The sequence below is a fragment of the Flavobacterium sp. ASV13 genome (assembly GCF_000745775.1).
Taxonomy (GTDB): domain Bacteria; phylum Bacteroidota; class Bacteroidia; order Flavobacteriales; family Flavobacteriaceae; genus Flavobacterium.
The window spans coordinates 396776-422134 of the sequence record NZ_KN050752.1 but is presented as its reverse complement, the minus strand read 5'-3'; the positions used below and the strand labels follow the sequence as shown (position 1 = coordinate 422134).

Below are 25359 nucleotides of genomic sequence, written 5' to 3'. Positions count from 1 at the left end.
ATTATAATTAAAAACAAGGTTTAAAATGAGAAAACGAACTTAAAATCAATCAATTGTCCAATAAATAAAAGCCTCACAATTTCTTGATTATAAATACTACTTTTGAATTTTTAGAGTTAAAGTATTTATGCTGAAAAAATTACTGTTTTTAACGGTTTTGATCTGGTTTTCTGGGCTTCATGCACAGGAAACAGAATCATCGTATAAAACAAAAAAAGTAATTGCTTCCCGCGACACCATTCATCTGGAAAAATTCAGTATAAATCCAAGTTACTTTCAGCTTTTGAACACTAAAAATGAAGCTGTCGATTCTACTTTTTATAAAATTGATTTTCAAAAAGGAACACTTCTTTTAAATGAAAAATTCACTTCGATTTCAGATACTTTAATTGTCAATTATTTAAAATATCCAGATTTTATTACCAAAGAATATAGTCTTTACAAATCAGATCAAGTAGTCAGCAATGAAGCCGGTTCTGAAAAACTGTATAAAATTGACAACAAAAACACCAAAAAAGTTGTTCCATTTGATGGTTTAAGTACTTCTGGGAGCATTACACGTGGCGTTACAGTTGGAAACAATCAAAATACGGTTTTAAATTCTAACTTAGATTTGCAGATTACCGGAAAAATCTCCGACAAAGTCAGTCTGCGGGCTTCTCTTCAGGACAATAATATTCCGTTACAAGATGGTGGTTATTCGCAAAAGCTGGATCAGTTTGACAATATTTTCATGGAACTTTTTAGCGACGATTGGAACATTCGCGCAGGCGACGTTTTTCTGGAAAATCATAAAACGCAATTTCTTAATTTCAATAAAAAGGTTCAGGGACTTTCTGCAAGTTTCGATTTTGATACTGAAAAAAGCAAAACCAACATTTTCGCTTCGGTGGCTTTTGTAAAAGGACAATATGCAAAAAGTACTTTTACAGGACAAGAAGGAAATCAAGGTCCGTATAAATTGAAAGGTCAAAACGGCGAATTGTATGTTTTGGTCATTTCAGGTTCTGAGCGCGTTTATGTAAATGGTGTTTTGCTAAAACGCGGTGAAAACAACGATTATGTAATTGATTATAATGCGGGCGAAATTGTTTTTACGTCACTTTTCACAATCACTTCTGAAATGCGTATTAATATTGAATATCAATATTCGGAACGAAATTACAACCGATTGGTAACCTATGCCGGTGGAACTCATGAAAATAAAAATTGGAGTTTTGGCGGTTATATTTATTCTGAAAGTGATTTGAAAAATCAGCCGTTGCAGCAAAATCTTTCTGCAGATCAGGTTCAGGTTTTGAAAAATGCGGGCGACAATCCGGATTTAATGAAAGCGCCTTCTGCTTATGAAGATAAATATGCGGATAATAAAATTTTGTACAAAAAAACATTTATCAATTCAGTTGAAATTTATGAATATTCGAATAATCCTGCTGATGTTTTGTACAATGTAAAATTCAGTCTTGTGGGAAATAATGCCGGAAATTACATTATCCAAAATAATAATTCGGTTGAAAGAATTTATGAATATGTACAGCCGGTAAACGGAATTCTTCAGGGAAATTATGAACCAATTGTGCAATTAGTTCCGCCAATAAAGCTTCAGGTTGCTACTTTTTTAGGAAAATACAATCCAAATGAAAAAACACTTGCCGATTTTGAACTTGCCGTTAGCAACAACGACAAAAATTTATTTTCGGGTATTGACGATGGAAACAACGAAGGAATTGCTTTTAAAACCAATCTCAAAAAACGTCTTTTTACGAAAAGCTGGACACTTGACGCATTTGCAAATTATCAATATGTTGCAGAAAATTTCAAGTCGGTTGAGCGTTTATATAATATTGAATTTAATCGCGACTGGAACTTAAATACCACTCTTTTTGGCAATCAGAGTTTGTTATCTACTGGTTTTAATTTTGATTTATTTGCGAAGAAGAAAACTTCAAATGTTGGATTATTGACGTATCAATTTGAGAAATTAGATTTTAGCGAAAGTTATACAGGAACGCGCCACACTACAACCGCGTTTTTTAAAATAAAAAAATGGACTTTTGAAAATCAGGGAAGTTTCCTGAATTCAGATGCGACAACATCAACTTCAAAGTTTATTCGAAATCAAACGCGAACGAAATATCATTTTGGCAAAAACTGGATTGGCGCCAGCATGCAACTTGAAGACAATCAGGAAAAAGACAAAACAACCAATCAGTTTTCGGCTTTAAGCCAAAGATTTTCAGAATTTGGTGGTTTTGTCGGGCGTGGCGACAGTACTAAAGTTTTTGTGGAATTGGGTTTTCTGCAACGTAAAAATGACAGTTTACAAAATGGATTACTGCAACATGTCAACAATTCGCAGACTTATTATTTAAAATCGAAATTAATTCAGAATAAAAAAACAAATTTGGCTGTTTATGCGAGTTATAGAAATTTAGATTTTACAGATCCAAATCGGGGAAATGAACCGTCTTTGAATTCGAGAATTTTATACAATGACCGTTTCTTTAATCAATTAATCCAAGCTGGAACCGCTTATGAAACGAGTTCAGGAACTATTGCTCAACAGGAATTCACTTATATTGAAGTTCCAACTGGGCAAGGTGTTTATACCTGGAACGATTATAATGGTAATGGAATTCAGGAATTAGAAGAATTTGAAATTGCTCAATTTCCAGATCAGGCGCGATTTATCAGAATCTTTTTGCCGAATCAGGTTTATATAAAAACCAATCAAAACAAATTTTCACAATCAGTGACGCTAAACCCGACGCAATGGCAAAATGAAAAAGGTCTGAAAAAATTTGCTTCGTATTTCTATAATCAAACTTCCTTTATTATGGATCGAAAAGTAAAAAGCCAAGGTCAGCGTTTAGAACTAAATCCGTTTGAATCTTCGGAAGAAAATATTTTGGGGTTGAATTCAAGTTTGAGAAACAGTTTGTACTTTAATCGAAGCAAACAAAAACATTCGGTTACCTATTCTTATTTAGTCAATAAAGGAAAAAATCTGCTTTCTGTAGGTTCGCAAAATGTCACGAACAATTCGCATCAATTGCAATACACCCATTTATATAAAAAGACCTGGCTTTTTAATTTTTTCACCAAAACCATAAAAACCGATTTAGTTTCAGAAGATTTTGTAGAAAAAAACTATGATTTAAAAGGCTATCAAATCGCGCCAAAAATCAGTTATTTATTTTCAAAAAACACAAGTCTGGATTTCTTTTATGAATTTCAGAATAAAGAAAACCAAATTGGAAATTTAGAAACTTTGGTTCAAAAAAGACTTGGAACATCATTTTCATTTGCCGGAGAAAAAAAAGTAACACTAAATGGCGAATTTTCTTTTTATGACAACAAATTTAACGGAAATGAATTTTCATCGGTCGGATATCAAATGCTTGAAGGACTTCAGGCAGGACAAAATTTAGTCTGGAAACTGCTCTTGCAAAAAAACATAACATCATTTTTGGATATCAATCTAAACTATCAAGGCCGAAAAAGCGAAACTGGAGCAACCATACACACAGGAAACGTAAACCTTCGTGCATATTTTTAATGCGATGCGAAAAAGGTGACAATAAATTGATTAATTTTAATAGAAATTTAAACATGTAACCTTATGAAAAAATTATTATTACTTTGTTTTATAGTTGTTTTCTCATCTAATTTCTATGGTCAGGACGCCGCTGTAAAAGCAACAAAGAGCCAAACTGAAGCAGCTGCAAAAAAAGCAAAAGCTGACGCAAAAAAAGAAGCTGACAAATCTAAGAAAGCAGCAGACAAATCTAAAAAAGCAGCAGACGATGCGACCGCAGCTACAACAAAAGCTAAAAAAGAATCGGCTAGCGATGCTAAAAAAGCAGCAGACAAATCTAAAAAAGCAGCAGATGATGCAACCGCAGCTGCAACAAAAGCTAAAAAAGAATCAGCTAGCGCTGCTAAAAAATCTGCAGATAAAGAAGCTGCAAAAGCAAAAACCGAAGCTGACAAAGCAAAAAAATCAGCCACAAAAGCTGATGCTGCAAGCAAAAGTGCAAAAACTGAAGCCGATAAAGCTAAAAAATCAGCTTCTAAGACTTTAAAAGAAACAAACGAAAAAGCTCCAAAAACACCAGATAAAGTTACAGGAGAATACAACGGTAAAAAAGTATACACCGGACCAAAAGGCGGTAAATACTACATCAACAAAAATGGAAACAAAACTTATATTCAGGATTAGGGACTAAGGCGCTAAGGGGCTAAGGTTCTAAGTTATTGAAATACGACATTTAAAAAGCCGAACGCAAGTTCGGCTTTTTTGTTTATCAAGCAAAAACCTTAGTCCCTTAGAACCTCAGCACCTTAGAACCTCAAAAAAAATATTCAGTTAATAATTTAGTAATATGTCCGAAATATCATCAAAAACATATTTCTTTATCTTCGTTTTTTAAAAAGCGTATAAACATATGAGCATTGACTATTCTGCGAACAAAACAATTTTAGTTGCTCCATTAAACTGGGGATTAGGCCATGCCACTAGATGTATCCCAATTATTAAAGCGCTTCAAGAGAATAATTTCATTCCGATTATTGCTTCTGATGGAGTTGCGCTTGCTTTATTGCGAAAAGAATTTCCGTATATACAAACTTTAGAATTGCCTTCTTATCATATTGAATATGCTAAAAACGGCAAAAACTTCAAATGGAAACTGATTAAGAATCTTCCAAAAATGATTACAGCTATTTTGGATGAGAAAAAAGTCGTGAATTCCTGGATCAAAAAACATGGAATTGATGGTATCATTTCTGATAATCGATTGGGCGTTTTCAGTAAAAGAGTTCCGTCTGTTTTTATGACACATCAATTGAATGTGATGACAGGAAATACAACTTGGTTTACAAGCAAATGCCATCAGCATATTATTAAAAAATATACTGAATGCTGGGTTCCTGATACAAATGAAGAAACTAATCTTACCGGAGATTTAGGACATCTTAAAAATGATCATCTTAATTTAAAATATATTGGCCCTTTAAGCAGAATGAAAAAAAAGGAAACGCCAATAGTTTATGATTTAATGATTATTTTATCGGGTCCTGAACCTCAACGCACTTATCTGGACGAAAAATTGCAAAAGGAAGTTTCTAATTTTAAAGGAAAAGTGGTCTTTGTTCAAGGTATCGTAGAGAAAGTACAAAGCAAATGGCAGGCAGGAAATGTTACCTATTATAATTTTATGAATTCAAAACAGCTGGAACAGACTTTCAATGAGAGTGAATTTGTTCTTTGCCGTTCTGGATATACAACTGTTATGGACTTGGCAAAATTGGGCAAAAAAGCCTTTTTTATTCCAACACCGGGGCAATATGAACAGGAATATCTGGCGATTAAACTTCAGGAAGAAAATTTGGTACCGTATGCAATGCAAGACGACTTTACCATTGAAGATCTTTCAAAAGTAAAGTCGTTTAAAGGATTGTCCCAATTTAAAAATGATATTGACTGGGATAAATTATTTTCAGTTTTTGAAGAATAATATTAGAAGTTAAACTGCGCCTGTAATCTTAATAAGTTACCTTCTTGTCTATTAATCGGGCGGGCGCTGTCTTCAAAAGTTCTATCGGCGATAACATATTCGGCAGTTAATTCGAATGCTTTGATTGGCTGCCATTCTATACCAAATTGGTAATCTCTCACCACATAACTTCTGGCATCTTTTTCATATTTCTTGCCTCCGTCATAATATTGAAATTGGGCGTAAGGATAAATATGCTGTTTCTTGTAGTCCCATTTGTAATTCAGTAAAACATAACCTCCATTCAAACTCTTTTCATCAACAGTATTTGTTGCTGGATTATAGCGAGGTCCTTTACCTATATTATATTCCGTTTGGATTCCGAAAGGTTTTGGATACAAAACAAAGGTTGCACCTACTCTTTCATCTTTCACATATTTAGGATCATTAACAATAACTCCCGTAGAAATTTCGTCTGTAAAAGCCCATTTCCCGTCATACGCCTGAATTCCAGGTTCAATAATCTGGCTTCCAATTACAAAAGGATAAGAAACTCTGGCTACTACATTCAAATCTCTGTTTGCATCTATTTTATTGGCAATTTGTCCGTTATAAACTCCAAAAGCAAAAACTCCAAAATCGCCTGAACCTTTATAACCATCTTTTACTAACATGGCAAAACGCTCTCTGATTTCGGCTGGAGCCCAATAAAAAATCAGTCCCAAATCACGTTCATTTGCTATTGAACTGTTTATTGCATCTGCACGATCTAAGGTTAAACGTTGCGAACTAGACTGCATATTTATAAATCCATACGGAATTTTACTTTGTCCGACACGAACACGATATTCTCTTTTCTTATCAAAAGAAAGGTCAAAATACAAATCGCGAATTTGAACGAAATTTTGGATTCCGGTAACTGGTGAACTGGCAAAATCGGGTTGAAAATAGAAAAACACATTAGGATGAACCTGACCAGAAAACACTAAACGGGCACGACGAATAAAAAGTCCGTTGTTTGCTTTTGCGTCTGGAGCGGTTGAAGTTGTTCCCCAAGATCTGTCACATTGGTCGCAAGCAACTTTATCATTTGTAGAAAACAAACCATTGTATCGAATTTGGGCATAACCTCTTAAAGAGATTTTATCGTACCAATGTTCTTCAATACCTCCTCCAGATTTTGTTTCTGGAAGCTTAGCTTTATTAATAGAATCTAAAATACGAAGTACTTCATTTTTTACTTCTTGTTTATTTACATTCTGCTGATTTACATCTTGTGCATTTACTGCTATTGTAAGCAATATTGTCATCACAAGAACTATTTTTTTTATCATTTTTCTTTTACCCTTAGTTTCAGGATGCAAAGATGACGCACCTATGTTAACAAATCATTAACCAGATGTTACTATAATAAAAATTTAATGTTAGGCACTGAAACCCAATGTTTCTTTAATGTTAAAAACCTTGTTTTGCGGCTTCTAAGAAAAGCCAACTTACAATTATTTAACCTCAGCTTTTATCGTTTTGTTAGCTTTTTCGAGTGTAAAAGAGAATTCTGAACCAATTCCGAATTCACTTTCTACATAAACTTTCTCTTTATGAGCCTCAATAATATGTTTTACAATGGCTAATCCTAAACCAGAACCTCCTTCAGAACGTGTTCCGCTTTTGTCAACACGATAAAAACGTTCAAAAAGTCTAGAAATATTCTGTTTTTCGACACCTTCTCCGTTATCACTGATTCGGATTAATACTTTTTTCTTTGTAAGATTTACAACGCCAACTTCAGTCAAACCACCTTCTTTTCCGTATTTAATTGAGTTGACAATCAGGTTTTCCAGAACTTGCTGAATTCTGTCCTGATCTCCGCGAATAATTACGGATTGAACATTTTTACTTTCAAAAGCCAATTTGATTTTCTTCTTATCGGCTTTCATTTCCAATAAATCAAAGACATTCTGAATCAATTCAACAATATCAAAATCGGTCATATTCAAATCCAAATCTCCCGATTCTAATTTGGTAATCATATCCAAATCTTCAACTATATATATAAGACGCTCTACACCTTTTTCGGCACGTTTTAAATATTTTTTTCGAATGTTTTTATCATCCATCGCGCCATCAAGCAAAGTCGAAACATAACCCTGAACGGTAAACAATGGTGTTTTAAGTTCGTGCGAAACGTTTCCTAAAAACTCTCTTCGATATTGCTCTCGAATTTCAAGCATTTCGATTTCAAGCTTTTTATCAGTCGCAAACTTTTTCACTTCTCGCGAAAGCGTTTCCATATCAGTTGTTATAGGCTGATTGATAAGGGGCGTTGATTCCAGCAACGAAACCTCATCGTAAATTTTCTTTACTCTTCTGTAAATGAAACGTTCAACGCGATATTGAAGCACTAAAAAAGAGAAAATATAAATTGAAATTATAAAAACGATTCCAAAAGCAACTTGATGTTTCAATTGATTTTTATAGAATAAAGACATCAGCATCAGTACAAATCCCGTTGAGAAAAGACTGATATACAATGCCGATTTTATTGCGAATTTGTATGTTTTTTTAAAATTGATTTTCATTAAAAATAGCTCCCATTAAGGGATTAGTAAAATTAAGTTTAACTCAAAAACCATATAAAAAACTGAAGCTCAAGTAAACTTCAATTTCTTATATGGTTTAAATATAGTGAATGTTTTAAATAATTTGAGTGAGCTTAAAATTAACTTCAATACATTGTTACTAAAAACCTTAGCAACTTAGTGTCTTAGAATCTTAGCTACTAAAAAAATTATACTTCGAATTTATAACCAACACCTTTTATGGTTTTAAAAAGGTCTTCGCCAATTTTCTCGCGAAGCTTTCTAATGTGAACGTCGATTGTTCTTCCTCCAACTACAACTTCATTTCCCCAAACTTTATCAAGGATCTCATCTCTTTTAAAAACTTTTCCTGGTTTAGAAGCCAATAAGTAAAACAATTCGAATTCTTTTCTTGGCAAAGCAATTTCAACATTGCCTTTTATGATCTTGTATTCTTCGCGGTTGATCTCGATTCCACCTACATTTATAGTGTCTGTAACGATTTCTTGTTCTTTTAACCTTCTTAACAAAGCCTTTACTTTACTGACCAATAATTTTGGTTTTATTGGCTTCGTGATATAGTCATCAGCACCTGCGTCAAAACCAGCTACTTGCGAATAATCCTCACTTCTTGCGGTTAAGAATGTTATGATAACATTATTTAATTCTGGAATTTTTCTGATGTGTTCACAAGCTTCCATCCCGTCCATTTCGGCCATCATTACGTCCATGATGATTAATTCTGGCAATTCTTTCTGAGCTTTTGCTATCGCTTCTTTTCCATTTGAAGCTGTTACAATTTGATAGCCTTCCTGAGCAAGGTTATAGCCAACGATTTCTAAGATATCTGGTTCATCGTCAACTAATAAAATCTTAGTTTGTGTTTTTTTCATAAATAGCAAAAATTGAGATTTTGACATCAAATTTCGTTTGTTATTATTTGATGTTTTTTATTTCACAGCGTAAAGATAGTAACAAAATAACCGTTAAAAATTACGGTTAACGGTAATTTAATCTGGTAACAATTTGATAATCTTGGCAACACAAAAACATAACAAGTGCCTAACATGAACTTTACAATGCGTGTCTTTCTTTGCACCAAAATAAATTAAACACAACACTGAAATGAAATTCAATTTAAAATTTCTATTAATCACATTATTTATCTGTTCGATTTCGATCGCGCAAAACAAAGGTACGATTTCTGGTGTATTAACCGACAAAGAAACTAATAATGAAGTACTTCCTTTTGCAAATGTTTTATTAAAAGGAACAAACATTACTGCCAACACTGACATTGACGGAAAATATTCGTTGACTGTAAATCCTGGAACTTATACTATTATTTTTAGTTTCGTAGGATATGAATCTGTAGAAAAACCTGTTACTGTAAAAGCTGGTGAAACAATCACTGTTAACCAAGTACTTTCATCAGGAAGTTATACTCTTAAAGATGTTGTTGTAAAATCGACAGCAAACAAAGAAAAAGAAACTGCTCTTTTATTGGACCAAAAAAATGCTGTTGTAATCAAACAAAGTATTGGTGCACAGGAAATGTCTAGAAAAGGTGTAAGTGATGTTGAAGAAGGTTTGACAAAAGTAACCGGAATTACAAAAGTAGGTTCAAGAGGAATATTTGTTCGTGGTCTTGAAGATCGTTACAACAACTTATTGATCAATGATCTTGCTGCTCCTTCAAACAGCCCATACTCAAAAATTGTTCCGCTTGATTTGTTTCCAACAAATATTGTAGGTGTAATTGATGTTTACAAGACTTTCAACCCAAACATTTACGGAGATTTTGCTGGAGGAACTTTTAATATTCAAACTTCAAAACCAACAAAAAATATTACTAAAATAAATCTTGGAGCAGGATATACAACTGGAAACAGCTTTAAAGATTTCTTGCTTTCTGGAGATGCAGATTCTGCTGCAGGATTCTTCGGATTTAATGGAAAAGACAGAGAGCTACCAAGTTTCTTAGGCGAAACTGCTGGAAGAACAACTTTCACGACAGATCAGGCATTAAATTTTGTAAATGGAGATAAAGGTTTTAACGTAAGCAAAAGCAAAAGCCCGCTTAACTCAAGTTTCAATTTTCTACACGCAGAAAAATTTGACTTAAGCAATAACCGCAACGTTTCTTATTTATTATCGCTTAATTTTGATAATAGCTTTGCAGTTAGAGAAGGTGTTAACAGAACACTACAAACACTTGGTGATAAATACAACAATGATTTCATCAATACTGAATACCGTTTCAAAACCAGTACTTCTGCTTTAGTAGGTGTAAATTATTCAGCTGAACGATACAAATTATCTTTCAACACTTTATACTTAAAAACAACATTAAACTCAATCTTAGATCAATACGGAGTTTTAAGCAATAACGGTATCAACAACAACTTTATCCGTACGAATCAATTGGATAAAACAGATTATTTAAATGCTCAATTATTAGGAGAATACAATTTGACAGAAGATAAAAACCAAACTTTAAAAGGTGGTGTATCTTATGCAAATACAAAATATGGTCAACCAGACAGAAAATTCTACACTGGTACTCAGGAATCTGAAAATCAAATCAACACTTCTTATGGAGCAAACAATTTCTTACGTCAATATTTAAGTGTTGACGGTAATGTGTATGTTTCAGGATTGTTAGAGTACAACTTAAAATTTGGAAAAGAAAAACAAAACAAATTGACTGTTGGTTATAATGGAAACTTTTCTAAAATGGAATCTTCTTACCGATTTGTTGCAAGTTATGGTAGTGCTTTTTCATCAAATGATATAAACAATATCGATAGTAAAATCAGAACTGACATCAGTAACGGTTCTGTATATTTTGCTGAAAGTTCAAACGCAACTTACAAAGTTAAACTTAACGAAAGTGCTAATGCAGGTTATGCAAATTTATTCTGGAAATTTGCTGACAAGTTTGAGCTTAACGGAGGTTTGAGAGTTGAAAACACGATCAAAGAAACATACTTCAGAACTTTAGGTTCTTTTGATGATCCATTCAAAAAGAAAACATACAACAATCTTTATGTTTTGCCTTCTGTAAACTTGAAATACTTAATGACAGAAACATCTAACATTCGTTTCGCTGCAAGTAAAACATATACAAAACCAGTTGTAATGGAAGCTTTCCCGATCTCATACATCAATGCTGATAATACTTCTACACAAGGTAATTCTTTATTGAAAAATAGCGACAATTATAATGTTGATTTGAAATATGAAATATTCCCAACATCTAAAGAAATGTTAGCTTTTGGTGTTTTTGGAAAATATATTGACAATCCAATCGAAAGAACATTTATTGCAAATGCAACTTCTGGAACTGTAACTACTTTCTTGAATTCAGACAATGCAACTTTATATGGAGCAGAAGTTGAATTCCTTTTAGGACTAAACAGAATTAGCGACAAGTTAGAGCATTTCTCTTTCGGATTGAACGCTTCATTGATGTCAACAAAAGTAAATGTTGCTAAAACTTACGAATCTCAGGATGAGGACGGAGTTGTGACTATTAAAAATTCAATTGAAACACACCAAACAAGATCATTGCAAGGTGCATCAGACTGGTTAGTGAATTCTGATTTAAAATATGAATTTACTTTAGGCAAAGATTGGACAAACACTATGTCTCTTGTTTACGGCGTATTCGGAAAAAGAATTTATGCAGTAGGAACAAACGGTCAGGACAATACTTATGAATTACCTGTATCTCAATTAGACTTTGTTTGGGGAAGTAAAATTTCAGACCATTTTGATGTGAAGTTTACAGCAGACAACTTAATAAACCCTGCAAGACAATTAGAATTTGGAAACAACGGAACAGTAAAAGTTGACGAACCATCTTTATTGGCAAACAGCTATAAAAAGGGTGTAGGATTCTCAGTTAAAGTTGGCTACACATTCTAATATTAATAACATAACAAACTTGAAAGCTCCAGATATCTGGAGCTTTTTTTATAGCTACAATTTGCAAAGATTCGCTTAACATTCTCTTCACATTTTAATCAATTTTTGGTAACTGTAATGTAATGTTGAGATAACACCTTAAAAAGATTAACCTCATAATTTTGACAAAAATAAAAACGAATAATACAACACAAAAACTATGAAAACTAAAATTCTTGCTTTAGCACTTGCTACAGGTTTATTTTTTAATTCTTGCTCAAGCAGTGACGATTCAACTCCTGTTACACCACCTGCTACAGGCGAAATTACAGGTCCTATCACTGCAAACAAAACTTATGCTTACGGAAACTACACATTAAAAGGAATTGTAAAAATCAATTCAGGAGTAACTGTAACTTTTGACGCAGGATCTACAATCACTATAGACAAAGCTACCGGAGACAACGCTTTAGTTGTTTTAAACGGAGGAAAATTAATCATCAACGGAACTGCTGATAAACCAGTTGTGTTTACAGAAAAATCTAAAGTTCCAGGTTCTTGGGGAGGTATCATCATGTACGGTGATGCACCTGCAAAAGTTGCTGGAGGAGGAACTTCTTCTACTTCTGAAGACGGGAACAACATCTCTTACGGAGGATCAAATGCAACTCACAATGGTGGTTCATTAAACTATGTAAGAGTTGAGTACGCTGGTTCTAAATTAGCAGACGGTAACAAAGAAAACAACGCTTTCACATTCTACTCTGTAGGTTCTGGAACAACTCTTGATCACTTAGTAGCTTACAAAGGTGCTGATGACGGATTCGAATTCTTCGGAGGAACTGCAAGTATGACAAATGCTATTTCTTACGGAAATACTGATGACTCTTTTGACTGGCAAGATGGATGGCAAGGTCAAGCTAATACTAATTGGTATGCTTACCAAACTGGAAAAGGTAACTACGGAATGGAAATCGAAGCGTCTGCAAATGACAATGCTTTCGGACCAAAAGTTTCTAACATTACTTTAAAGAGAGAATCTACTAACGTTCCTGAAGGTGCAGACAACCAAGTTGATGCTTTCCAATTCAAAAGAGAAGGTAACGGAGAATACAGCAACATCGTTGTTGATGGTTACGGAAACTTCACAGTTCCAAATAGCACAACTACTTACCAAGGTGCTGTAGTAAGTATCTTAGATGCAGCTACAAATGATCACCAAGTAAAAACATCAAAAATTAAAATTTTAAACATCAAAATTTCTAACACAACAAACATCATCCCAATCGCTGGTGCTTCAACTTTTACAGTTGCTTTCCCAACTGGAACTTTCACGCCAAGTTCTACAGCTACAGGAGCTTCATTAACTGCAGGAGCTTGGGCTACAGTTGACGGTGTAAACTTGATCAAATAATTTACTTCGAACATAAATTGTTAAAAACATCCTAAATATTTAGGATGTTTTTTTTTGGCGTAATTTTTGTAATTTTTTTTGTATATTTACTTATCAAATAAATGCGATGGCAAAAAACTACTTTTATATTACATTCTTATTGGCTTTTTTCTTTACTGTAAGTGTCTCGGCACAAGACAGTAAACAATTACCAAAACCTCAAGAGTCTACTTCTATCGAGGGTCTAAGCTTGTATCCTAACCCAGTTATCAACGGAAAAGTATTTATTTCGACCAAAAATGATTTGGAAAAAGAAATAATCATTTTTGATCTTTTGGGGAAAAAAGTACTCCAGACGCATTTAAGCTCACGAGAATTGAACGTTTCAGATTTGGTTCCAGGCGTTTACATCATTAAAATAAGTGAAGAAAACGCATCCGCAACCCGAAAACTGATTATCAGATAAATATAAAAAAAGCTCCTTCTTGGGAGCTTTTTTAGTTTTCAGTCGCAGTCTTTGTTTTCAGTTAAACTAAACCCAAAAACCGTGGTCGAAAACTGAGACTAAAAACTAAAAACAATATCTTTGCAAAAAAAAAGTTTTGATTACAGCCAGCGATATCTTTACCATTTCAAGTCAGAAACAATTTGAAAAAATAGCACTAAAAGTGTTTCGTTTTCAGCACGAGAACAACAAAGTATATCGTGATTTCTGTGACTTTTTGAACGTAAATCCGCAACAGGTAAAAACATTGAAACAAATTCCGTTTTTGCCAATCCAGTTTTTCAAAACTCATGAAGTAATTTCTAATTCAGATTTGCCACAAGTTACTTTTACCAGCAGCGGAACAACCGGAATGGTCACAAGCCGACATTTGGTTACCGATGTTTCACTTTACGAAGAAAGTTACCGTCAGGGATTTTCTCAGTTTTACGGCAATATTGAAGATTATGTCGTTTTAGCCCTTTTACCGTCTTATTTAGAGCGCGATGGCTCTTCGTTAATTTACATGGTAGAAGATCTTATAAAGCTCTCTAATCAACCTGAAAGTGGGTTTTATTTACACAACCACGAAGAACTTACACAGAAACTAATCGAACTAGATAATGCCGGACAAAATGTAATCTTGATTGGCGTTACATACGCACTCTTAGATTTAATCGAAAAACATCAGTTTCAACTTCAAAATACCATTATAATGGAAACCGGTGGAATGAAAGGAAAACGCAAAGAAATGATTCGCGAAGAATTACACGAAATTTTATGCAAAGGTTTTGGTGTTTCTTCTATTCATTCTGAATATGGAATGACGGAACTTCTTGCGCAAGCTTATTCATTAGGAGACGGTATTTTTGAATGTCCTTCCTGGATGAATATTTTAGTTCGTGACCCTGAAGATGCACTTACGTATGTGAATGACGGAAAAACAGGCGGAATCAATGTTATTGATTTAGCTAACATCAATTCATGTTCCTTTATTGCAACGCAAGATTTAGGCAAAAAATATCCCAACAACTCTTTCGAGGTATTGGGACGTTTTGATAATTCTGATATTCGTGGTTGTAACTTGATGGTTTTGTAAAATGTTTAATCGTTGATTTGTTTATTCGTTTAACCGAAAAAATCTAAAGCAGAATATTTATTAACCTTGATTATCATTCTCGATTCCAATATTATCTATACTGTCTTCTTTTAACAATTCTCTTTCTTTTTCACCTCTGTATTCTAAAAGTTTATATATTCCATAACAGGCTAAAACGCCACAAACTATAAAAAGCAAATTCCATCCCGGATTTACAGAAGCTTCATCTACAGCACTCGGATCATCAAGAATAGCCAAGACAATTCCTAAAACAAATCCAGAAATAATTGTTCCTCCATAATACGACACAATTCCAATAAAAAAATAGAGCCATTTGTTCTTTTCATTTTTTTCGGCCAAATCAACAAATGCTTTCCAAATCCAATAAATAAATAAAAATCCAATCATAATTAGGTTAATAGTTTTTGGTTAGAGAATAAACTTACTAAAAAAAACATTCGATTTCAATTTCATACAAAACAAAAAATCCCAACAACTTTTTCAAGCTATTGGGACATTTTGATGATATGTTTAACGTTGATTTGTTTAATTGTTTAACTGTCTATTTAAAAATCGATTAAACAATTAACCGATTAAACAGTTAAACAAAATTTAAACAGTTCTAATCACAAAATAATTTTTCTTTCCACTTTGCAATAACACAAACTGATTATTAATTAAATCATTTGCTGTCAAAACAAAATCTTCTTTGATTTTTTCTCTGTTTACCGAAATAGAATTTGCAGTTAAAGCTCTTCTCGCTTCTCCGTTTGATTTAAAGAAACCTGTTTTTTCGTTTAAAACAGTAATAATATCTAATCCATTTTCTAAATCTGCTTTTGCGATTTCCGCTTGCGGAACGCCGTCGAAAACTTCCAAAAAAGTCTTTTCATCCAATTTTTTCAAATCTTCAGCAGTTGAATTTCCGAACAAGATATTTGAAGCTTGAATTGCTTTTTCCAACTCTTCTTTGCTATGAACAAAAATTGTAATTTCTTCTGCTAATTTCTTCTGCAAAACTCTTAAATGTGGAGCCGCTTGATGTTCAGCAATTAAAGCATCAATAGTTTCTTTATCCAAGAAAGTAAAGATTTTAATATATTTTTCAGCATCTGCATCTGTAGCATTTACCCAAAACTGGTAAAATTTATAAACCGAAGTTTTATCGGCGTCAAGCCAAACATTTCCACCTTCCGATTTTCCAAATTTAGATCCGTCTGCTTTTGTAATTAATGGAGTTGTCAAGGCAAAAGCTTTTGCATTTTCTCCACCCATTCTACGAACCAATTCTGTACCTGTGGTGATATTTCCCCATTGGTCAGAACCTCCCATTTGCAAAAGGCAGTTATTGTTTTTATATAAATGATAAAAATCGTATCCCTGAATTAATTGATATGTAAATTCTGTGAAAGACATTCCTTCACCTTCTCCGTTAATTCTTTTTTTAACCGAGTCCTTCGCCATCATGTAATTTACAGTGATTCGTTTTCCAACTTCACGTGCAAAATCAATAAACGAGAATTCCTTCATCCAGTCATAGTTGTTTACCATAATTGGACCATTTGGTTCGTTTGAATTAAAGTCTAAGAAGCGAGATAGAACACTTTTGATTCCGGCAACATTTTTAGCCAAAGTTTCTTCGTTCAACAGATTTCTTTCGTCAGATTTTCCAGATGGATCACCAATCATTCCGGTCGCGCCACCCACAAGAGCAACTGGCTGATGACCAAAATTCTTTAAATGAACCAATAAAATAATCTGAACCATGCTACCAATATGCAGCGAATCTGCCGTTGGATCAAAACCAATATAAGCCGATGTTACCTCTTTTAGCAATTGTTCTTCCGTTCCTGGCATGCTATCATGGTACAAACCGCGCCATTTTAATTCTTCAACTAGATTCTTCATTTTTATAATATTTTGCGCAAATATAATCAATGGCAATGGCAATATCAAAAAGCAACGACAATATCAAAAAAACAATTCTAAAAATAGATTTTAGCAATAATCCTAAAGAACTTTAAACCCATAAACAAAAATGCGGGAAACCGTAAAAAAGCCTAAATTATTTTATATACTTTCGGCAACCTAAATTACTAACATGAAAAAAATTTTACTCCTTACATTATTCCTTTATTTCTCTGCAATTAATGCTCAAATTTCTTTTGAAAAAGGGTATTTTATTTCTAACGACGGAACAAAAACTGAATGTTTCATAAAAAACATCGATTGGTACAACAACCCTATTGATTTCAAATACAAAATCAATCTTAACGATAGTGATTCTAAAACAGAAACAATAAAAAGCATCACGGAGTTTGGGATTGAAAACAATGTGACCTACAAAAGAGCAAGCGTAAAAATTGATGAATCAAGCAACAAATTAGACAATTTGTCAACAAATAAAAATCCAATTTGGAAAGACGACACTGTATTTCTGAAAGTTTTAATAAAAGGCGATGCTACATTATATCAATACGTAAATGGAGATATGATGCGATTTTTTTATGAAACAAAAGAAAGACCACTTGAACAACTAGTCTATAAAGAATATTTTATTGTTAATGATAATGGCGGAAAAACTACTGATGTAAACACTTTTTACAAACAGCAACTTTACAACAATGCAAAAAGCGAGACAACGACATTAAATGAAATTAAAAAACTTGAATACAAAAAAGAACAGCTAGTTAAATACTTTATAAAGTACAATTATCTTGATGCAAATACTGTAAAACAAAATTCAAGCAACGAAACTAAAAGTATATACTTACTCAAAATAATGGCTGGAATAAGTTCTCAGTCACTAAGTATCAACAGCTCTCAACCATCTGGATATACAAACGCAAAATATGACAACAAAATTTCTCCAAAATTTGGAATCGAAGGTGAATATATCCTTCCAGTCAACAAGAACAAATGGAGCATTTTTATGAATCTAACTTACCAAAAATATGAAGACAGTCAAGAATATGGCATAATAACAAGCATTAACAATGGACAAACAATTCAACATCCATCAGAAGTTGAATACACTAATTTACAGATGCCAATAGGTTTACGCCACTATCTTTTTTTAAACGACAATTCAAAAATATTTATCAATGCAGCCTATGTTCTTAATCTTTCTGGAAAATTCACTTTAAAAAGCTCTCTTATCAATTTAGAAAGCAAAAGTGAAAACAATTTTGCATTAGGACTTGGATACAATTACAAAAACAAGCTCAGTGCAGAAGTAAGAGCTAATTTAAAAAAGAATCTTCTCCGTGAATATACAGTTTTCAAAACTGATTATAGCACTATAGACCTATTGTTTACATATACCATTTTGTAAAACTCTTGCCGCAAAGGCGCTAAAACTCAACGATTATAAAAACTTTGCGTCTTAGCGCCTTTGTGGCAAAATTCAAAAAAACCTTTGCAACTTTGAACCTCTGCCTCTTTGCCACTTTACAACAAAAACTTATCTTTACAAAATGGTATTAGTAACAGGAGGAACAGGTTTAGTAGGCTCACATTTATTACTTCATTTACTTGAAAATGGAGAAAATGTTAGGGCTATTTACCGCAATCAAAGCGGTATTCAAAAAACAAAATCGGTTTTTGAACTTTACCAAAAAAGTAATTTATTTGAAAAAATAGAATGGCTTGAAGCCGATATTTTAGATGTTCCTTCTCTGGAAATTGCTTTTGAAAATATCGATTATGTTTACCACTGCGCAGCTTTAATTTCATTTGATCCAAAAGATGAAGATGCACTTCGAAAAACTAATATTGAAGGAACTGCCAATATGGTCAATTTTTCAATTGCCCGCGGAATAAAAAAATTCTGTTTTGTAAGTTCCATTGCTGCTTTAGGAGATTTGGCTTCTCATGAAAAAGAAATCACTGAAGAAACCGATTGGAATCCTGAAAAACCACACAGCGATTATGCTATTTCTAAATATGGAGCCGAAATGGAAGTTTGGCGCGCTGTTCAGGAAGGTTTGGATATTGTAATTGTAAATCCGGGTGTGATTTTAGGTCCAATTCCGAAAACGAAAGACGCACAACAAGGAAGTGCCGAATTATATGTAAAAGTTAGAAACGGACTTCCGTTTTACACGCTAGGAAGCACAGGTTTCATAACCGTTGACGACGTTGTCAAAATCGCGTATCAGCTAATGAAAAGCAACATCAAAAATGAACGCTTCACTTTAATTGCCGAAAATGTAGTTTTTAAAGATATTCTCGATACGATTGCTACAGCTTTAAAAGTCAAAAAACCACATATTCACGCAAAACCGTTTTTAATGAATTTCCTTTGGATGGCAGATGGTGTGTTTTCTACTTTGTTTTTTCAAAAAAGACGTCTTACTAAAGCAACAGCAAAATCTTCGTACACTAAAGATTTGTATTCTAACCAAAAAATAAAAACCGCTCTAGGAACGGTTTTTCAAGATGTACAGGAGTACATTATAGATGTTTCAAAACTTTAATTATCGATCTAAAAGCTTTTCTCTGCTGTTAGGATTAACATTTGCAGGGTTTGATGCGCTTTTTATAGAATCTTTAGGTTTTTCAACTGCTTTCTTTTTTGCTGCTTTTGCCGCTTTTTTCTCTTCTATTTTAAGAAGTGAATCTGTTGCTCTTTCCTGAACAGCCAATCGCTTGCCCAATTCATCAAACATGTCTTTATACGTTTCATAATCTGCTGCGTAATAAATATTGCTTTGAGCAAACTGTAGACTATCTACTTTATATTTTTTAAAAATAAATTTCTTCGGATCTGATTCAACCGAATCTAATGAAAGCGGATTTTGATATTTGATTGCTTCCAAAAGAGACAAATCATACATAATATCAACCATTTTTCCTTTCTCAATAAGTCCTTTTGGCTCTTTTACAAGCTCTTTTTTACAGCTTACAGAAAGAAACAAAACCAATATTATAAATACAAAATTCTTCATTTCCGTTTTTTATCTGTCAAATAATAATCTTTTTCCGGCGCGTACATCTTTTACTTTGAAATTGTTGTAAACCATTTCTCCGTTCACAAAAGTATGCGTGATTCTCGATTTGAAAGCCATATTTTCAAAAGGTGACCAACCGCATTTGTATAAAATATTATCCGAATTTACACTCCAAGGCAAACTTGGATTTACAATTACTAAATCGGCATAATAACCTTCTTTGATAAAACCTCTTTTTTCAATTTTAAAAATTTTAGCCGGATTGTGGCACATTTTCTCCACAATTTTCTCCACGCTGATTTTTCCCTGATGATGCGCTTCAAACATTGCAACTACTGCATGCTGCACAAGCGGACCTCCAGATGGTGCTTTCAAATACGATTGCTGTTTTTCTTCTTTTGTATGAGGCGCGTGATCTGTTGCAATAACATCGATTCGGCCATCATTCAAAGCTTTCCAAAGTTCAGCACGATCTTCAGCAGTTTTAACAGCTGGATTCCATTTTATGTAATTCCCTTTTGTTTTGTAATCTTCATCGGTAAACCAAAGATGGTGTACACAAACCTCAGCCGTAATTTTTTTATCTTCTAACGGAATTTTATTCGTAAACAATTCCATTTCCTTTGCAGTCGAAAGATGAAAAATATGAAGTCTTGCTCCTGTCTTTTTTGCCAAAGCAACCGCTTTTGAAGAAGAAATATAACAAGCCTCAGCACTTCTAATCAAGTGATGCGCCGTTACCGGAATATCTTCTCCATATTGTTCTTTAAATTTCGCTAGATTATTTTGAATTGTAGTTTCATCTTCGCAATGAACCGCAATTAACATTGGAGTACTTGAGAAAATTTTCTCCAAAGTCTCTTCTCTGTCAACCAACATATTTCCAGTTGAAGAACCTAGAAAAATCTTAATTCCTGCAACATTTTTTGGATTTGTTTTTAGAACCTCTTCCAAATTATCATTTGTTGCTCCCATCATAAACGAGTAATTCGCAAATGATTTTTGAGACGCAATCTGGTATTTTTCTTCTAATATTTCCTGAGTAACCGCATTCGGAACTGTATTTGGTTGTTCAATAAAAGAGGTAATTCCTCCCGCAACTGCCGCTCTTGATTCTGATTCAATATCACCTTTGTGCGTTAATCCCGGTTCTCTGAAGTGAACCTGATCATCAATCACGCCAGGAATTAAATAATTCCCTTCGGCATCAATCACTTTGCAATCTGAAGTTTTAAGGCTGATGCTGTCTGAAACCTCAACAATCAAATCATTTTCGATCAATACATCACCTTCAAAAATTGATCCTTCGTTTACAATTTTAGCGTTTTTTATTAAAATCCTGTTCATCGCCTTTTGTTTATAATGTATTGAATAATTTTTTTAATCGAAGAGAAATTACACCGAGAATAGCTTCCTTAATAATGGCGTTGCTCATTTTAGAAACTCCTTTTGTTCTGTCTGTAAAAATAATTGGAACTTCAGTTATCTCAAATTTACCACAATAAGTTCGATATTTCATCTCAATTTGAAAAGCATATCCAACAAATTTGATTTTGTTCAGATTAATTTTTTCCAAAACCTCTCTTTTATAACAAACAAAACCTGCTGTAGCATCATGAATTTTCATTCCGGTAATGAACTTAACATAAACCGAAGCAAAATACGACATCAAAACACGGCTTAAAGGCCAGTTTACCACATTTACACCGGTAACATAACGAGATCCAATAGCTAAATCGGCACCTCCAAAATGACAGGCGTCAAATAATTTTTCAAGATCATTTGGGTTGTGTGAAAAATCGGCATCCATTTCAAAAATAAAATCATATTTACGTTCTAGCGCCCATTTAAAACCATGAACATAGGCCGTTCCCAAACCTGATTTTTTTGCTCTTTTTTCCAAAAATAATCTGTCTGGATATTCTTCCTGTAATGCAATTACTTTATTTGCGGTATGATCTGGAGAATTATCATCAATAATTAAAAGATGAAAAGATTTATGTTGCGAAAGAACAGCTCTCACTATACTTTCGATGTTTTCAATTTCGTTATAAGTAGGAATTATGACAATGCTATCACTCATTTTTTTCTCGGTAATTTCACCGCAAAAGTAAACTTTTTATAGCATTTGCTTCATAATAAATCTATAATAAAACTATTGATATAAAAAATTACTAATTTTGTGACACTATGATTGAACACCTTCATCCACGAATTATTGAAAACAAAGACTGGGCAACTGCTTTATTTGTCCTGACTTTTGCCGTTGTTGCAATTACAAAATCTGCTTATGAAACCCGATTTTCGGAATTCAGTAAGCTTATTATTTCTGATAAATATGCCAAAATCTACCGCGATAACAGCCACATGAAAAGCAGTTTTACAGTTGGATTATTTTTTGTACAAATTATCTCGTTTGCTTTTTTTATTCAACTGGCGATGCATATTTTTTCAGAAAATTCAAAAGCCGCAGAAATTGTATTAAAAACCGACTGGATTTTATTTATTCAGATTGCAACATTCCTTCTTTATTTTATTTTGGCGAAGTATTTAGTCGAAAAAATTGTTGCAACTTCCTTTAATATTGAAGAATTTGTCGATCTTTTTAACTTACAAAAAGTCACATATCGAACTTATATTGGCGTTTTATTGCTTCCTATCAATGCGGTTTTATTTTATTATGACAATATTCCGAGCATTGTTCCGTTGGCAATCATAGGTATTTCGCTGTGTATAAGTATATACTCCTATTTTATTTCAATTAAAACGTATCAAAATGCAATAATCAGCAAGTTATTTTATTTTATTTTATATCTTTGCGCTCTTGAAATAGCCCCTTATTATTTTCTCTATTATTGGATAACAAAAGGGAGTGCTTAGAAAATGTTTATAATATGAAAGTGAAAACAATTTTGGTGTCACAGCCTGAACCTAAAGTGGAGAATTCTCCTTACTTTGAGCTCCAACAAAAACACAAAATAAAAATTGATTTCAGACCATTTATTCATGTGGAAGGGGTTAGCGCAAAAGAGATTCGATTGCAAAAAATCGATCTTAATCATTACACTGCGATCATTTTAACAAGTCGAAATGCTGTAGATCATTTTTTTAGAGTGGCTGATGAAATGCGTTACAAAGTTCCAGAAGGATTGAAATATTTTTGTCAATCTGAGGCTGTTGCATTTTACCTTCAAAAGTATGTTGTGTACAGAAAACGTAAAATTTACGTTGGAGCAAAAGATTTTGCAGACTTATCTCCGCTAATCAAAAAGTACAAAGACGAGAAGTTTTTACTTCCTGCATCTGACCAGTTAAACGCGGATGCTCCTGTAACACTAAACAACCTAAAAGTGGATTGGGCACAGGCTATTTTTTACAGAACTGTAATGAGTGATTTGTCTGATTTGGCAGATGTTTATTATGATGTTTTGGCATTTTTTAGTCCAACAGGAATTAAATCTTTGTTTAAAAACTTCCCTGATTTTAAACAAAACAACACCAGAATTGCCGTATTTGGAAGCACAACTCAAAAAGAAGCTTTAGATCATGGTTTAAGAATTGATATTCTTGCTCCAACTCCTGAAACTCCTTCTATGACAATGGCTTTAGAAAAATACATCGCCGAAGCAAACAAAGGAAAATAACCTAGAGAATAAAAATATACAATTTTTTAAAATCCAAATTCCAACTTAATCACTTGGGATTTGGATTTTTTGTTTTTATAACAATTCTTCGATTTCGGAATTTGGAATTTCCGTTTTCAGAGCAATTTAATTACATTTGATTTCTATTTAAAACCCAAATCACAAAAAATAGTTTCAAATTTTAAGTTATGAAAATTAATTCCCTAATAATTGAAATTGACGGTATCGACAAAGAGATTCTTCGTTATTTAATGGACGATGCCCGAAAACCCATATTACAAATCGCCAACAAAATTGGTATTTCTGGCGCTGCAATTCATCAGCGATTAAAAAAACTGGAGCAATCTGGTGTTATTTCAGGATCAAAATTCACTGTAAATCCAAAAGTTTTAGGCTACAATACAATGGCATTTATTGGAGTTTATCTGGACAAAGCTTCCCGAAACTCAGAAGCCGTAAAAGAATTGAGAAAAATCCCCGAAGTTTTAGAATGTCATTACACAACAGGAAACTGGTCGGTTTTGATTAAAATTATTTGCCGTGACAATGAGCATTTAATGTCTCTTTTAAATAATAAAATCCAAGCTATTGAAGGTGTTTCAAGAACGGAAACTTTTATATCGCTTGACCAGCAGATTGATAGACAGATTCAACTTTAGAATTAGAAAATGTGTCAATTTGATAATTAGATAATTTAAAAGCCAAATTTCACGATCAATGATTAACATAGCACGAAAAGAAATTAAAACATTAATTTTTTTTACCATCTACTTTATAATAGGGTTCTTGGCAGAGAAGGCAGTTCCAAGCGGTGTATGCACTCCAGGTGCAGGTTTTTTGCTGTTTTTACTTTCAATTCCAACAAGCATTGTTTTGGCTCTTGTACTTCTTTTTCAAATACTACAAATCAGAAAACATACAATATGTAAATTCATTTTACATTATACTCGGAATTTGGACAATTCTTTTTTTATTAATGTATTTCAACAATTAAAAATGTCATATTCCGAAATTCAATTAACTTGAAAAATAAAACCCGATAGGTTTTTGAAACCTGTCGGGTTTTATATAAAATTATCTAATTGACTAATTTTCTAATTATAAAATTAATTCCTCCTACTTCCCGAATAAATTGAAATATAGTATAACAATGTTGCAATTGATCCAATTGCTGCAACCACATAAGTTCTTGCCGCCCATTTTAAAGCATCTTTTGCCCCTGCTTGTTCTTGCTGTGTCAACATATGCTTATTTTCAAGCCATGCCAACGCTCTGTTGCTCGCATCATATTCGACTGGCAATGTAATAATCGAAAATAAAGTCGTTGCCGCAAAAAGCACAATTCCAACTAACAATAATTGCGGAAAAGCTTTAATCATTAAGATTCCTGCAAGTAAAATCCACTGCATGAAATTTGACGCGACATTTACAATCGGAACTAATTTTGAACGCATTGTAAGCCATTCATACCCGACAGAATGCTGTACCGCATGCCCACATTCGTGCGCTGCAACAGCCGCCGCCGCCGCGTTTCGATGATTGTAAACCGCTTCACTTAAATTTACTGTTTTATTTGACGGATTATAATGATCGGTTAATTGTCCCGGAGTCGAAATAACACGAACATCTGTAATTCCGTTATCAGCAAGCATTTTTTCAGCGATTTCTTTACCGCTCATTCCGTTTTGCAATTGCAATTTAGAGTATAACTCGAATTTGCTTTTAAGTTTTGAACTCACCATCCAGCTAAACAACATTATAGCTCCGGCAAGTAATAAATATCCACCTCCCATATTTGTAT

At 33.3% G+C, this 25359-nt stretch carries 21 protein-coding genes; 12 read left to right on the top strand and 9 right to left on the bottom strand.

Annotated features, from left to right (window positions below):
• The first annotated feature begins 127 nt into the window (after positions 1–127).
• The 3 genes from GQ47_RS22415 (at position 128) to GQ47_RS22405 (ending at position 5519) form a co-directional block, all read left to right on the top strand.
• Positions 128–3559, top strand: a complete 3432-nt coding sequence (locus GQ47_RS22415; protein ID WP_035653344.1) for a hypothetical protein — start codon at positions 128–130, stop codon at positions 3557–3559.
• Between the two features lie 63 nt (positions 3560–3622).
• Positions 3623–4222, top strand: coding sequence for a hypothetical protein (locus tag GQ47_RS22410; RefSeq protein ID WP_035653342.1), 600 nt, complete (start codon positions 3623–3625; stop codon positions 4220–4222).
• Between the two features lie 226 nt (positions 4223–4448).
• The gene (locus tag GQ47_RS22405; RefSeq protein ID WP_035653339.1) at positions 4449–5519 is read left to right on the top strand and encodes a glycosyltransferase; all 1071 of its coding nucleotides are present in this window, start codon (positions 4449–4451) and stop codon (positions 5517–5519) included.
• 2 nt (positions 5520–5521) lie between these two features.
• On the opposite strand, the gene GQ47_RS22400 is transcribed toward GQ47_RS22405, so the two are convergent.
• The 3 genes from GQ47_RS22400 to GQ47_RS22390 all read right to left on the bottom strand — a co-directional run bounded on the left by GQ47_RS22400 (position 5522) and on the right by GQ47_RS22390 (position 8970).
• Entirely contained in the window at positions 5522–6832 is a 1311-nt protein-coding gene (locus tag GQ47_RS22400; protein WP_035653336.1) for a porin, read from the bottom strand.
• A 165-nt stretch (positions 6833–6997) separates the two neighbouring features.
• Positions 6998–8077: a sensor histidine kinase gene (locus GQ47_RS22395; protein ID WP_035653332.1), complete on the bottom strand. Its 1080-nt coding sequence runs from the start codon at positions 8075–8077 to the stop codon at positions 6998–7000.
• Between the two features lie 209 nt (positions 8078–8286).
• Positions 8287–8970: a response regulator transcription factor gene (locus GQ47_RS22390; RefSeq protein WP_026728392.1), complete on the bottom strand. Its 684-nt coding sequence runs from the start codon at positions 8968–8970 to the stop codon at positions 8287–8289.
• A 232-nt stretch (positions 8971–9202) separates the two neighbouring features.
• Here GQ47_RS22390 and GQ47_RS22385 point away from each other — a divergent pair, with 232 nt between their 5' ends.
• From GQ47_RS22385 to GQ47_RS22370, 4 genes are all read left to right on the top strand, one after another.
• On the top strand, positions 9203–12007 hold the full coding sequence (locus tag GQ47_RS22385) for a TonB-dependent receptor (RefSeq protein WP_035653329.1): 2805 nt from the start codon (positions 9203–9205) through the stop codon (positions 12005–12007).
• Between the two features lie 199 nt (positions 12008–12206).
• Complete coding sequence (locus GQ47_RS22380) at positions 12207–13400, top strand: hypothetical protein (protein ID WP_035653327.1); 1194 nt, start codon at positions 12207–12209, stop codon at positions 13398–13400.
• 106 nt (positions 13401–13506) lie between these two features.
• Positions 13507–13845, top strand: a complete 339-nt coding sequence (locus tag GQ47_RS22375) for a T9SS type A sorting domain-containing protein (RefSeq protein ID WP_035653325.1) — start codon at positions 13507–13509, stop codon at positions 13843–13845.
• Between the two features lie 136 nt (positions 13846–13981).
• Entirely contained in the window at positions 13982–14962 is a 981-nt protein-coding gene (locus GQ47_RS22370; protein ID WP_035653323.1) for a LuxE/PaaK family acyltransferase, read from the top strand.
• Positions 14963–15022: 60 nt separating this feature from the next.
• Here GQ47_RS22370 and GQ47_RS22365 read toward each other — a convergent pair whose 3' ends face one another.
• Both GQ47_RS22365 and tyrS read right to left on the bottom strand, forming a co-directional pair.
• Positions 15023–15370, bottom strand: a complete 348-nt coding sequence (locus GQ47_RS22365) for a hypothetical protein (RefSeq protein WP_035653320.1) — start codon at positions 15368–15370, stop codon at positions 15023–15025.
• A 204-nt stretch (positions 15371–15574) separates the two neighbouring features.
• Positions 15575–16870 (bottom strand): tyrosine--tRNA ligase, encoded by a 1296-nt coding sequence (tyrS, locus tag GQ47_RS22360; protein WP_035653317.1) that lies wholly within the window; start codon positions 16868–16870, stop codon positions 15575–15577.
• A gap of 193 nt (positions 16871–17063) precedes the next feature.
• On the opposite strand from tyrS, the gene GQ47_RS22355 reads away from it, so the two are divergent.
• Entirely contained in the window at positions 17064–18296 is a 1233-nt protein-coding gene (locus tag GQ47_RS22355) for a hypothetical protein (RefSeq protein WP_035653316.1), read from the top strand.
• Positions 18297–18438: 142 nt separating this feature from the next.
• Positions 18439–19440 carry an NAD-dependent epimerase/dehydratase family protein gene (locus tag GQ47_RS22350; RefSeq protein ID WP_035653315.1) on the top strand — a complete coding sequence of 334 codons (1002 nt, stop codon included), beginning with the start codon at positions 18439–18441 and terminating at the stop codon, positions 19438–19440.
• Here GQ47_RS22350 and GQ47_RS22345 read toward each other — a convergent pair whose 3' ends face one another.
• From GQ47_RS22345 to GQ47_RS22335, 3 genes are read right to left on the bottom strand one after another with little or no spacing between them, the layout of a single operon-like run.
• Complete coding sequence (locus tag GQ47_RS22345) at positions 19441–19911, bottom strand: DUF4296 domain-containing protein (RefSeq protein ID WP_035653313.1); 471 nt, start codon at positions 19909–19911, stop codon at positions 19441–19443.
• Between the two features lie 9 nt (positions 19912–19920).
• On the bottom strand, positions 19921–21261 hold the full coding sequence (locus tag GQ47_RS22340) for a dihydroorotase (RefSeq protein ID WP_035653312.1): 1341 nt from the start codon (positions 21259–21261) through the stop codon (positions 19921–19923).
• Positions 21262–21271: 10 nt separating this feature from the next.
• Positions 21272–21997, bottom strand: a complete 726-nt coding sequence (locus GQ47_RS22335; RefSeq protein WP_035653310.1) for a polyprenol monophosphomannose synthase — start codon at positions 21995–21997, stop codon at positions 21272–21274.
• A gap of 107 nt (positions 21998–22104) precedes the next feature.
• Here GQ47_RS22335 and GQ47_RS22330 point away from each other — a divergent pair, with 107 nt between their 5' ends.
• From GQ47_RS22330 to GQ47_RS22320, 3 genes are all read left to right on the top strand, one after another.
• On the top strand, positions 22105–22794 hold the full coding sequence (locus GQ47_RS22330; protein ID WP_035653307.1) for a DUF4271 domain-containing protein: 690 nt from the start codon (positions 22105–22107) through the stop codon (positions 22792–22794).
• Between the two features lie 14 nt (positions 22795–22808).
• Positions 22809–23558, top strand: a complete 750-nt coding sequence (locus GQ47_RS22325; RefSeq protein WP_035653304.1) for a uroporphyrinogen-III synthase — start codon at positions 22809–22811, stop codon at positions 23556–23558.
• Positions 23559–23746: 188 nt separating this feature from the next.
• Positions 23747–24217: an Lrp/AsnC family transcriptional regulator gene (locus GQ47_RS22320; protein WP_035653302.1), complete on the top strand. Its 471-nt coding sequence runs from the start codon at positions 23747–23749 to the stop codon at positions 24215–24217.
• A 447-nt stretch (positions 24218–24664) separates the two neighbouring features.
• On the opposite strand, the gene GQ47_RS22315 is transcribed toward GQ47_RS22320, so the two are convergent.
• Positions 24665–25351 carry a zinc metallopeptidase gene (locus tag GQ47_RS22315; RefSeq protein ID WP_035653534.1) on the bottom strand — a complete coding sequence of 229 codons (687 nt, stop codon included), beginning with the start codon at positions 25349–25351 and terminating at the stop codon, positions 24665–24667.
• Between the last annotated feature and the right edge of the window lie 8 nt (positions 25352–25359).

Bases quoted from the DNA above. Each gene is read 5' to 3' on its own strand.
- GQ47_RS22315 (WP_035653534.1), bottom strand. From the start codon at position 25,351: ATGGGAGGTGGATATTTATTACTTGCCGGAGCTATAATGTTGTTTAGC.
- GQ47_RS22355 (WP_035653316.1), top strand. From the start codon at position 17,064: ATGAAAAAAATTTTACTCCTTACATTATTCCTTTATTTCTCTGCAATT.
- GQ47_RS22340 (WP_035653312.1), bottom strand. From the start codon at position 21,261: ATGAACAGGATTTTAATAAAAAACGCTAAAATTGTAAACGAAGGATCA.
- GQ47_RS22350 (WP_035653315.1), top strand. From the start codon at position 18,439: ATGGTATTAGTAACAGGAGGAACAGGTTTAGTAGGCTCACATTTATTA.
- GQ47_RS22345 (WP_035653313.1), bottom strand. From the start codon at position 19,911: ATGAAGAATTTTGTATTTATAATATTGGTTTTGTTTCTTTCTGTAAGC.
- GQ47_RS22410 (WP_035653342.1), top strand. From the start codon at position 3,623: ATGAAAAAATTATTATTACTTTGTTTTATAGTTGTTTTCTCATCTAAT.
- GQ47_RS22390 (WP_026728392.1), bottom strand. From the start codon at position 8,970: ATGAAAAAAACACAAACTAAGATTTTATTAGTTGACGATGAACCAGAT.
- GQ47_RS22415 (WP_035653344.1), top strand. From the start codon at position 128: ATGCTGAAAAAATTACTGTTTTTAACGGTTTTGATCTGGTTTTCTGGG.
- GQ47_RS22400 (WP_035653336.1), bottom strand. From the start codon at position 6,832: ATGATAAAAAAAATAGTTCTTGTGATGACAATATTGCTTACAATAGCA.
- GQ47_RS22335 (WP_035653310.1), bottom strand. From the start codon at position 21,997: ATGAGTGATAGCATTGTCATAATTCCTACTTATAACGAAATTGAAAAC.
- tyrS (WP_035653317.1), bottom strand. From the start codon at position 16,870: ATGAAGAATCTAGTTGAAGAATTAAAATGGCGCGGTTTGTACCATGAT.
- GQ47_RS22330 (WP_035653307.1), top strand. From the start codon at position 22,105: ATGATTGAACACCTTCATCCACGAATTATTGAAAACAAAGACTGGGCA.
- GQ47_RS22375 (WP_035653325.1), top strand. From the start codon at position 13,507: ATGGCAAAAAACTACTTTTATATTACATTCTTATTGGCTTTTTTCTTT.
- GQ47_RS22380 (WP_035653327.1), top strand. From the start codon at position 12,207: ATGAAAACTAAAATTCTTGCTTTAGCACTTGCTACAGGTTTATTTTTT.
- GQ47_RS22405 (WP_035653339.1), top strand. From the start codon at position 4,449: ATGAGCATTGACTATTCTGCGAACAAAACAATTTTAGTTGCTCCATTA.
- GQ47_RS22395 (WP_035653332.1), bottom strand. From the start codon at position 8,077: ATGAAAATCAATTTTAAAAAAACATACAAATTCGCAATAAAATCGGCA.
- GQ47_RS22320 (WP_035653302.1), top strand. From the start codon at position 23,747: ATGAAAATTAATTCCCTAATAATTGAAATTGACGGTATCGACAAAGAG.
- GQ47_RS22365 (WP_035653320.1), bottom strand. From the start codon at position 15,370: ATGATTGGATTTTTATTTATTTATTGGATTTGGAAAGCATTTGTTGAT.
- GQ47_RS22385 (WP_035653329.1), top strand. From the start codon at position 9,203: ATGAAATTCAATTTAAAATTTCTATTAATCACATTATTTATCTGTTCG.
- GQ47_RS22325 (WP_035653304.1), top strand. From the start codon at position 22,809: ATGAAAGTGAAAACAATTTTGGTGTCACAGCCTGAACCTAAAGTGGAG.